The following is a 12,424-nucleotide window of genomic DNA, read 5'->3' as shown; positions in this document are numbered from 1 at the left end:
GGGTGTTGCCAATGGCACTAATAACATCACTCCGATTTCTTATACGATTAATGGCTTAATCGGCGGTCAGACCATTACTGGATTGAGCAGCGTTACTGTTAATAGCTCTAGCATTGGCAGTAATGGCAGCAACTTCGTGACCAGTATTGTGATTTCTGGTGGAACAGCGCTAGCAACAAACTATGCCTTTGCACCCAGCTATAGCGCCACATCCGGTATTGGCCAAAATATTGCAACTCTAGTAGCTGCAAGTCAAAAAGTATTGACTGTTACCGGTACGGTTGCAGTAACCAAGGTATATGACGGCACTACCGCGATCACCATTACAGGCGGAACTCTAGTTGGAGTGACTTCAGGTGATACGGTCAATTTAGTACAGTCGGCCGTACTTACTAGCGCCAATGTCAGCAATACAGCCTCGGTGATTATTAACAACACCATCACCGGCGCATCTGCTGCAAACTACATCTTAGTTCAGCCAAGCGGTATTACGGCTATCGTCACTCCAGCCCCACTGGGAATTACCATAACCGCTGAATACAACGGCACCACTACTGTTACCCCAAGTGCATTTACAGTAACGGGCTTAGTAGCAGGACAAACTATTACAGGCCTATCTAGTGCTACAGTTAACAATGCAAACGTAGCCAATAACGGCAGTAACTATGTTACTTCGATTGTGAGTAGCGGTGGTACTGCATCACTTAGCAACTACAGTATTAATTCTGCCTATAACGCGACGACAGGCAATACCAAGAACGTTGCCACCATTACTGCAAAAGCCTTGACCGTAGGTAGCGGTTCAGTAGTTGCCAATAAGGTCTACGATGGCACGACCACCGCAACGATTACTGGCGGCGCTTTAGTTGGAGTACTTGGTTCAGATGTTGTTAGTCTTGCTCAGGCGGGTAGCTTTGCTCAAAGTGCTGTCGGTAACAGCATTACCGTGACAGCAGCAAATACTCTGAGCGGTACATCGGCTAGCAATTACTCCATTATTCAGCCAACTGGCCTAAGCGCTAACATCACGCCTAAGTCATTAACAGTGAGTGGCATTACTGTTAGCAATAAAGTCTATGATGGAACAACTGCGGCAGTCGCTACTACCGGTACCTTAGTTGGCTTAGTCAGTGCTGATGCTGCAAACGTGACATTAACTCAGAGTGCTAATTTCTCAAGCGCCAGTGTTGGTAATAGTATTCCCGTGACTGTAATTGATAGCATTACAGGTACTGCTGCTTCCAACTACACCATTGTTCAGCCAAGCGGATTAAGTGCCAACATCACACCAAAAGGATTGACTGTTACCGGTACGACGGTTTCCGATAAGGTCTATGACGGTACAACGTCAGCTACAGTAACAGCCGGCACTTTGGTTGGTCTAGTAGCATCTGATGCAGCTAATGTGACTTTCACGAAGTCGGCTACATTCACCTCTGCCAATGCTGGTAACGCCATTGCCATCGTTATGAATGACAGCATCAGTGGTTCTGCTGCTGGCAATTACACATTGACCCAACCTAGCGGCATTACCGCAAATATCACGCCTAAGGCACTGACAGTGGCCGGAACTGTGATTGCTAATAAGGTCTATGACGGCACAACTACAGCCGCCATCTCTGGCGGTAGCTTAGTAGGGGTAATTTCTGGAGACACGGTTGGATTAAATCAAGCCGCAAGCTTTAGTCAGTCTAATGCGGGTACAGGTCTCGCCGTAACGGTTGCTAACTCGCTTACTAACAATGCTGCTGGCAACTATACGCTCACTCAGCCAACAGGATTTACTGCCAATATTACGCCTGCACCAATTACGGTTTCTATTGCTAGCCAAACCAAAGAATATGACGGTAGCAATGCCGCAAGCTTAACGGCTGGAACCAGTAGTAACGCTGGTAGCTACACTCTCGCTGGATTCGTGAGCGGGCAGGGTGCTTATATTAATCAGGTTAATGCCACCTATAACAGTGCAAACGTTGCCAATGCAACAACAGTTACTGCTTCATTAAGCCCTAGTAACTATATTGCTACCGGTAGCACAAATTTATCCAACTATGCATTGCCAACTTCTGTAAGTGCTACTGGCACAATCACTCCAGCTACCTTGACGATGACTGTAAACGCCTCAGCTAAGTTTGTAGGTCAATCTGATCCAAGCTTCACATATACCTTATCTGGCCTCAAAGGTGCTGATACATCGAGCGTTCTAAGTAATGCAGGCGTCACCCGTGCAGCGGGTGAAGTGGCAGGTGCCACTTACACTCTGACTCCAAGTGCAACAGCTGCAAATTACACCATTGTTCCAGCGACAGCCAGCTTTACGATCATGGCTCAGGGCCAGTTGCTCATTACAGTAGCCAATACTTCAAGAGCGTATGGCACCTTAACAAGTTCTAATATTGCTGCCGCTGCATCCGTGTCTGCATCTTATTGCACAATCGGCGCTGATTGCTCCCTATCAGCATCAATCATTACTCTGAATATATCGGCTGGCTCATCAGCGAATACTTGGATCGCAACCGATACCAAGCCAGGCGCAACTCAAGGTAACTACACCCTCACCATTACACCACCAACATTAACTGCAGCTAATAGCAGTACTGGTGGCTACTTAAACGTGGGTAGCTATACATTCACACCGTCAACCACAGTAGTGACCAACCCCGGCTTCTCTACAAACTATGCTACAGGCTATCCAATTTTGGTCGTGCCAGGCACAATTTCCATTACTCCATTGGCGCTGACTATTAATGCACCAACACAAACTAAGGTGTATGACGCTAGTACTGCAATTACTGGTAAGACCCTAACAGCAAGCAACGCTATTACGGGCGATCAACTAAGCATTAGCGGCTCTGGTGCTTACACTATTGCTAATGCTGGCACTGGTTTGTCCTACACCATTAGCACGATTGTTCTTGGTGGTGCAGATGCCGGTAATTATTCGTTCCCAGCGAGCGTTACTGGCACAAACGGCATTATTACCAAAGCATCCCTAACGATTACCGGCGCTACCGCAGCGAATAAAACCTATGATGGTACTAACGTGGCAAGTTTTAGTGGTGGTACGCTTAATGGGGTAGTTAGCGCCGATAGCGCCAATCTCACACTGACACAAGCTGGCACGTTTAGCCAGGTAAACGTTGGCAATAACTTAGTAGTGACTGCTGCGAACTCCCTTAGTGGTTCAGCGGCCGATAATTACACGCTCATACAGCCGACTGGATTGACAGCCAATATCACTCCTAAGGCATTAACCGTTACTGGTACTGCAGTAGCCAACAAAACCTATGACGGTACAACTACTGCCACTGTAACGGGCGGCACTTTAGTGGGCCGTATTGCTGGTGATACAACTACTGGTTTAACTCAGGCTGGCACTTTCAGTTCTGCTAATGTAGGTTCTGGTCTGACAGTGACTATTACAGATGCATTGACAAATAACAGTCTTGGTAACTACACCCTGACACAGCCAACAGGCTTAACAGCTGACATTACCCCTAAGGCGCTGACTGTTACCGGTACAACCGTCGCAAGCAAGACCTATGACGGCACAACAACAGCAGGTGTGACTGGTGGCACTTTGGTAGGTAAAGTTGCTGGCGACACAGTAACGCTGGTTGAAGCTGGAACATTTAGCCAGGCTAACGTAGGTAGCGCTTTGGCCGTGACTGTTACCGATTCTCTAACAGGGGCTTCTGCCGGTAATTACACATTGACACAGCCAACCGGATTAACTGCCAACATTACCCCAAAAGTCTTAACCGTTACTGGCACTACAGTCGCAAATAAAGTGTATGACGGTAGTAATGCTGCAACAGTATCAGGCGGTAGCTTAATAGGGATAATTTCTGGTGAGTCGATTGAGCTAAATCAAGCAGGCACCTTTAGTTCGGCCAATGTTGGCAACGGCCTTGCCGTCACGATTACCGATACTTTGAGCAATAACTCGGCTGGTAACTACGTATTAACTCAGCCAACTGGATTTACTGCCAATATTACCCCTAAAGAATTAACTGTGACTGGCACTTCAGTAGCAAACAAAACTTATGATGGCACAGCTACTGCAACTATCACTGGTGGCTCTTTAGTAGGTAAGGTGGGTAATGACGTAGTCACTCTGACTCAAGCTGGTAATTTCAGTCAAGCGAATGTTGGTAGCAATCTGGCTATCACGATCACCAATTCTTTGGGCGGCGCTGCTGCCGGTAACTACACGCTGACACAGCCAACAGGCTTAACCGCTGACATTACAGCAAAGACGCTCACTATCACAGGGGCAGCTGCAGCGAATAAGGTGTATGACGCTACTACGGCTGCTGTAATGTCAGGGACATTAAATGGAGTCATCAGTGCTGATGCAGCCAACATCACATTAATTAGGGCCGGAGACTTCAGTCAGGCGAGCGTAGGCAGTGGTTTGGCAGTCACTGCGGCTTATTCCATCAGCGGTAGTGCAGCTGGCAACTACGACTTGACTCAGCCAACCGGCTTAACAGCAAACATTACCACTAAGGCCTTGACCTTTACCGGAGCTGCAATAGCAAACAAGACTTATGACGGTAGTAATGTGGCCACTTTCAGCGCGGGCACCTTGAATGGCATCATGGGTTCCGATGCTGCTAGCTTGACCCTGACTCAGGCTGCGACATTTAGTCAAGCCAATGCAGGTAATAATCTAGCAGTAACAGTCGCCAATACTATCAGTGGCCCAGCCGCTTCAAACTACTCTTTAACTCAGCCGACTAGCTTGACCGCCAACATCAGCCCTGCACCATTAGGTATAGCAGTCGCCGCTACCTATAGTGCTGGCATGACAGTCACTCCGACTGCCTTCACCGTAACCGGTTTAGTTAATAGTGAAACGATTAACACTATCAGCAGTGCTATCTTTAATAGTGCTAGCGTAGCCGCTAATGGCAGCAATTATGTAACTGCTATCACAATCGGCAGCGGTACCGCAGTAATGAGCAACTACACTATTGCGCAAAGCTATAACAGTACATCTGGAACCGCACAAAATACTGCGACTATTAATGCGAAGGCATTGACAATTACTGCCAATGATGTGAGCAATGCTACGTATGGCACTCCTTATGCACTGGGAACAACAGCCTTTACTAGCTCAGGCTTAGTCAGTGGCGATACTATTATCTCAGTAACCCTGACTTATGCCTCGGCTAATACTGTTTCAGCTATTACTAACGCAGGAATCTATACCGCTGGCATTGTTCCTGGTGCTGCTATTGGCAGTGGATTAGCTAACTATGCAATTACTTATGTGCCTGGTAATTTGACAGTAGGGCGAGCAACTTTAACGATTACTCCAAATGCAGTTTCAATGCCCTATAACGGCAATGCTTTAAATAACGCAGCCTATTCTCAAGCAATTGCTAATTACACTGTTTCCGGATATAAGAACTCAGATTCTGTAGTGAACGTTCCTGTGACCCTGAGCGGAAGCATGGGCTTTAGTGGTGCTACTAACACTGTTGTGCAGAATGCCGCTAGCTATAGCCTAGCTGTAGGAACATTGGCTGGCAGCAGTAGTAATACGAACTACACAATTGCATTCGCAAATACTGCTAATAATGCCTATGTCATTACCCCGCTAACACTCGCCATCTCAGCAACTAAAGTCTACGATGGCACAACAGCCTTTGCTGGTAGCGCTGTTACAGCAACTACCGGTATTGGTAATCAGACCGTTGTCTTAACAGGCTCAGCAACGGCTAATAGCGCTAATGTTCTTGGGGTGAGCAGTCTTAATACCACTGGTCTGCAGATTGCTGACGGGATAAATGGTGGTCTAGCGGTCAACTATGTGCTACCAGCAAGTACTGGTAATGTATCGATTACTCCAGCCCCAATTACAGTAACCATTGCCACCCAATCTAAGGTTTATGACGCAACTACTACAGCAAACTTAAGTGCTGGAACAAGTAGTAGCGCTGGTAGCTATCAGCTAAGTGGCTTTGCGACAGGACAGGGCGCTTATATCAATCAAACAAATGCAAACTATGACAGCGCAAATGTTGCTGGCGCTACAACAGTTTCTACAACTTTAAGTAGTTCAAACTATATTGCTACAGGCAGTACTAATTTGTCGAACTACTCATTACCTCTCTCTATTAGCGGTAGTGCTTCCATTACTCCAGCAACCCTCACCATGACTGCTAATGCTGCAGCTAAGTTTATTGGTCAGGCTGATCCATCCTTTACTTACACCTTGTCAGGCTTAAAAGGCGCAGATACCTCTAGTGTGCTGATTAGCCCCTCTGTGACACGTCCGGCAGGTGATATAGCAGGCGCCACTTATACCTTGACACCTAGTGCAACAGCTGCAAACTACACCATTGCTCCAGTAACATCGACATTTACGATCATTGCGCAAGGCCAGTTACTTCTCACTGTTGGTAATACATCCAGAGCCTACGGCACATTAACCTCTAGCAATATTGCGGCCTCAGCTCCAGTGACTGCTTCCTATTGCACTATCGGTAGCGACTGTTCTGCTCCAAATATCGTGAGTCTATTGTTGACTCCAGGCTCTTCGGCCAATACTTGGATTGCGGTAGATGACAAAGTTGGCGCTGCCCAGGGGAATTACACCTTAACAGTGGCTCCGCCAACATTTACGGCTGCCAATAGCAGTAGCAGTGGCTACTTGAAGGTAGGTAACTATACCTTTACACCATCGACAACTGTTGTGACTAATGCTGGATACGCTACAAACTACGCTACTAGCTACCCAGTGCTCAGCGTACCAGGCACAATTTCTATTGCGCCATTGGCCTTGAACTTTAATACCTCAGTGCCATCGAAGGTATATGACGCAACTAATGTGATCAATGGAATAAGTCTGGTTGCGGCTAATGCAAAATCAGGTGATCAACTAAGCCTGATTGGCTCGGGTGTATTTTCTGCAGCCAATGCCGGTACCAATTTGCCTTACACCATTAATAACGTTGCGATTAGCGGGGTGGATTCCAGTAACTACTCATTTAGCGGTAATGTCACAGGTAGTAATGGCGTCATTACACAGGCGGCATTGACGGTGAGTGGTATTAGTGCAAATAATAAAGTGTATGACGCAACTCAGGCAGCTACTTTCTCGGGCACCCCAAGTTTAATTGGGGTCATACAGGGTGATACCGCCACGATCGCTGGATCCCCAGTGGCTACCTTTGCTCAAGCTAATGTGGCAAATCATATTCCGGTTGCATTTGATAGCACCAGCTTGACTTTAAGCAATTCGAATTACTACATTAGCGGTTTAACCCAGAATCAAACTGCCAGCATTACACCAGCACCGATTACAGTTACTGCCGCAAAGATATATGACGGTAACACCACAGTTGCATCATCCGGCTTAGTCATTGTTGGTATTGCTGGTCAAACTCTAGGCGCTAGTTCAGGTAGCGCCATTCTGACTAATCCCAACGTTGGAGCAGCAGGACTTCAGAGTTTAAGTAATCTTGTGCTGGTCAATGGTACCGGCCTCGCATCGAACTACACCGTAGTTAATCTCATATTTGGAAATGTCACTATTACCCCTGCGCCATTACTTATTACTGCAATTAATGATAGTAAGGTATATGGCAGCACAACGACAGCCAATCATGCTACTTACAACGTGCTAGGGGTTGCAACGGGAGCTTCTGGATATTCAGTATCTGGTCTGATTACTGGTACTGCTGATGCAATCGGCTCAGTTACCCTTGCTAGCTCAGGTGGCCTCGCAAGTGCTGGCGTAAATAATGGCAATACTTATGTCATCACCCCAAGCGCAGCTGCAGGTAGTGGATTGACTAACTACAGTATTACTTATGTTGATGGTGCGATGACTATTACTCCAGCACCAATTACTGTGAATGCTACTGCTGCTTCAATGGTCTATGGATCTAGTGTGCCTAGCTTGGCTTATACCTATACAGGTTTAGTCAACGGCGATGCATCTGCAAACTTTAGTGGCAATCTCACAACAACAGTTCTAAGTAATTCTAATGTTGGATCCAATTATCCTATTGGTCGCGGTACTTTAAATGTCTCCGGCGATTACTTTATAACGAGTTATGTACCGGCCAATATCACCGTTACCCCAGCGCCAATCACAGTCACTGCATCAAAGGTGTATGACGGAAGTACGGCAGTTTCTGCTTCTGGTTTAACGATTGTTGGTGTAGCCGGTCAAACCCTTGGAGTTGCTTCTGGGAATGCTATTTTGACAAACCCAGATGTTGGATCTGCGGCCCTACAAAGCATAAGCAATCTCGTGTTAGCCAATGGAACTGGTCTTGCATCTAACTACACCATGTTAAATCCAGTATTTGGTGCAACAACGATTACCCCAGCACCATTAACTATCAATGCTACAGCTGCGTCGATGGTCTATGGCGGAACAGTGCCCAGCCTGACATATACCTATACTGGATTAGTGGGTAGCGATACTACGGCCAATATCAGCGGAAACCTAACAGCAAGTGTCACTAGCACTTCGAGTGTGGGTACGAATTACCCCATTGGCCGAGGTACATTGGCCGTTAGCGGCAACTACGCCATCGCAAACTATGTGCCAGCGAATATCACTATTACTCCAGCGCCGCTCACGATTACTTCCCTAGTTGATAGTAAGGTGTACGGAAATACTAGCACTTCAAGTAGCATTACTTATAGCGGTAGCGGGGCAGTAACTGGATCAGCGGGATACAGTGTCTCTGGTCTACTCAATAGTGATACCGTTAGTGCCGTGACGCTAAGTAGCCCTGGTGGCTTAGCAAGTGCATCAGTCAACGGTGGCACTCCATACGCTATCACTCCAAGTGCGGCTGTAGGCACTGGTTTATCGAACTACTCCATTAGCTATATCAATGGTCAACTGACTGTTACACCAAGGCCGCTGACAATCGTTATAGACAATAAGAGCATGGTATATGGCGCATCTGCCTTGCCTAATCTTACTTACTCGATTGCTGGGCAAGGATTGGTAAATGGTGATGCGATCAATGTTGCCTTAAGCACAACAGCGACAGCTTACAGCGGTGTTGCTGGATCTGCTTCTAACGTTGGTACGTATCAAATTAACGCAGCGCCTGCAAGCAACCCCAATTACACCTTCAGCGCACCTGCCAGAACACTTACCGTTACACCAGCCAATCTCACGATTACTGCAACCAATCAAACGACGACCTATGGGTCTCCACTGGTCCTCTCTCAATCAGCCTTGACGACTTCAGGCCTTGTTAATGGAGACTATGTCACTGCAGCAACTATTTTGAGTGATACAACCCAGACAGGTCAGAGTGGTGGTAACAGCCAAGTTGTTTCTGGCCTCATTAATGCTGGAAGTTATGCATCCAACTTGCTCATTAGCAATGCCAGCGGATTAGGTTTATCTAATTACAATATTACTTACGTTAAGGCTAACTTGACCGTCAACAAAGCAATCTTGACGGTCTCTGCAGTGAGTGATGGTAAGTTCATTACCCAGACTGATACTGTCGGCTCTGCAACAAATTGTGGCTCCGGTTGCGTAGGTGGTTATGCTGGCGTAGCTTATTCTGGATTTGTAAATTCTGATAATGCTAGCAATGGTGCAATCACAGGTCAGGTGACGGTGACTCGTAGCGATGCAAACACCAGCTCTAGTGATGCAATTGGCCTTCACGCTGGCGTCCTGATACCTGGCGGTATATCTTCTACTAACTACATCATTGTTCCTAGAAATGGTGATTACACCGTATCTCCTGCTAATCAATTGGTCATTAAGGCTGGACTGGTTAATACGGTCTATGGAACAACGCCAAACTACGGCACTGTATCTGCCGCCTACATGACCTATGACAGCAATAACAATCCACAAGTCTTAGCTAATCTGTCAGTGAGTCTGAGCAGTAATGTTGTGACTGTGAATGACAATCTTGGTACAACGGCTACATTTACCCTAACTGCTAACCCTGCAATTTTGAGTGGCTCAGGCAATATCCATGTTGGTGGCTATAGCATCAGTAACCAAAGTTCCAATGGAATTGGTATCACCAATCAAACAATTGCTGGCAATAACTTCAGTAACGGTATGGTAGTAATGGGCCATCTCAATGTAACTCCGAAGGTTCTCAGTTTTTCTGATCTTGGTATTACTGGCGCGAGCAAGGTATACGACGGCTCTGTATACATGACTAATCTAGCTTTAACGACTGGCACTAGTGGATATGTGGGTGCCGATAGTGTGCAGGCACTTGCAACAGGTACCTTCAATACGAAAAATGTGGGTACAGCAATAGGCTATACTGTAGGCATTACCTTCACGGGTGCTGATGCTGCGAATTATGTAGTGTCGGGTGGAGCAGTTTATGTAGCGGGCGGCAATGGCTCTGATGGCCCAGCTAATGGCACGATTACTCAGCTCAATTCTGTAACCTACACTGGCCCATCCGGAGGTAACTGGTCCAATCCAGCGAATTGGACCACAACCGGTACAGCCTTAATCGGCGCCGTTCCAACACAATCCAGTTATGGTCCAAGCGGCGGTATTCCCAACGTTGCTAATGTCATTATTCCTGTGGGCAAGAGTGTTGTATATGACGCAGCTGTCGGCACTCCTGTTACTTCCAGCGTGACGGATAACGGCAATCTCAGTTTTAACTTGCCAAGTGCAGAAACCATTCCGATGCCGATCAGTGGCAGCGGCTCCGTGACGATTGCTGGATTAGGCAGAATTACCCTATCTGGTAACAACACTTATAGCGGCCAGACCATTCTGCATTCTGGTACTAGCTTGATTGCTGGCTCTAATACCGCTATTGGTATCGGCAATATTCAATCCAACAACGGGTCCTTCGGTGCTGCCAATGGAGTCGTACTATCCAGTCTAAATGTGAGTGGTCTGCTGACGCTGTTAAGTGATATTTCTACTTCAGGAAGCCAGTCATACGAAAACTTGACCTTAGACTCAACAACTAATTTAACTTCACTGGGCAACGGCAATATCAATCTATTAGGAACTATAGATGGCGCGGTAGACAAAACACAATCATTGGTAGTTAATGCCGGCTCAGGAGTAGTAACGCTTGGCGGTAGTGTTGGCTCTGTCGCGCGTTTGAATTCTCTAGCGATCACTGGCTCTAGAATCAATATCTTGTCTGATGTGCTAACCGCTGCGCAGCAGACCTATAACGGCAGTGTATTTATTGGAGACTCTTCCTATATAGGTCGAACACCTACTATTGGCTTCTTGTTCTCTGGGTATAGCAGATACTTCCAGTATTCAATTTCAACGATTACTAGCACGATTGCATATCTAAATAGCAATCCAATCTACGTTCGTACGATGGTGTCTGAGGATCCAAGCATTACCTTTAATGGATCTGTAAATGACTTGATTGCGGATACCCATACATTATTAGTAGCTGCTATAGCACCTGATAATTCAAATGCTTCAAGCGCTGCTTCTAGCATCAACTTTGCCGGCTCCGTTGGCAATTTATCTCCGCTTTATAGTCTGAATGCTCAGGTGGTTGTCAGTCAGTCTCAAGCAAATGCAATATCTAATTATGTTGGCACAATTAGTCTTACTGGAAATATTGCAACGTATTCTGATCAAACCTATCGTGCGAGCGCGATGACAGCCCAAGCTAGCACCCAACCTGGAACCGTGACATTCTCAATTTATGACCCTGCTGCAAGCATTAATTACTTGCTACCTTTGCAAACTAATGGTGCTGGTGCTGGCCAAATGAATTTGCAAAATCCAAGCAGCCTAGATGCCTTAGTGATTAATGGCACGAATAACTATGCTTTGGTTCAAAATCAAAACGGGCTAAATAATTGGGGTGCTCCAGCAACCATTAGCGATGCCTTGGGTTATGTGCCACCAGTTTACGTGCCGCCAGCATTTACACCTGTAGCACCGGCAATTCCAAGTAGTCAAAATACCGCATCTGCAATTCAGGATATAGCGAATTTCATTATGAATACTGCTGCGCAGAGCAGAGCAGCGGTTAGTGTTGCCATGAGTTCACCTAGTACAGAGGTTCGCATTACTGATATGGTGATGCATGCTGGAAATGTACCCATTCCAAATCCTGGCGAGGGTATGTTGAATGTCCTCATTAAGATTAACTTGGGTGGGCAAGTGGTAACTTTTAGTCGCTCGGCTTCCGTGAAAGACTTTAAATTTACTGTCCCAGAGGCATTGCTACCACCATCGATTATCTCTACAACGAATCGTTCTGATGAATTGGTGGAGAGGGCTGTTCAGGCTAATGGTGATCCGCTGCCAAGTTGGATTAAGTATGATCCAGAGACAAATACCTTTATTGCTAATGAAGTGCCTGCAGGTGCCAAGGCAATAGATATTCGGATTCAGACAATCAAGGACGGTAAGGTCTTGGAAGAATCCCCGCCGATCACCATTGATGCCAGATAG

The 12,424-nt window shown here is 46.5% G+C and carries 1 protein-coding gene (running past one end of the window); it reads left to right on the top strand.

The features are described from left to right. Positions 1-12,424, top strand: partial view of a YDG domain-containing protein gene (locus ICN13_RS08455; RefSeq protein WP_216139921.1) — the 3' end only. 16,439 nt of this gene lie to the left of the window's left edge; the window shows 12,424 of its 28,863 coding nt (coding positions 16,440-28,863); the start codon falls outside the window, past its left edge; its stop codon occupies positions 12,422-12,424.

This window comes from Polynucleobacter sp. MWH-Berg-3C6, from assembly GCF_018881855.1.
GTDB lineage: Bacteria > Pseudomonadota > Gammaproteobacteria > Burkholderiales > Burkholderiaceae > Polynucleobacter.
Note: the sequence above shows the minus strand (reverse complement) of the source record. Positions and strands in the feature narration are given on the sequence as shown.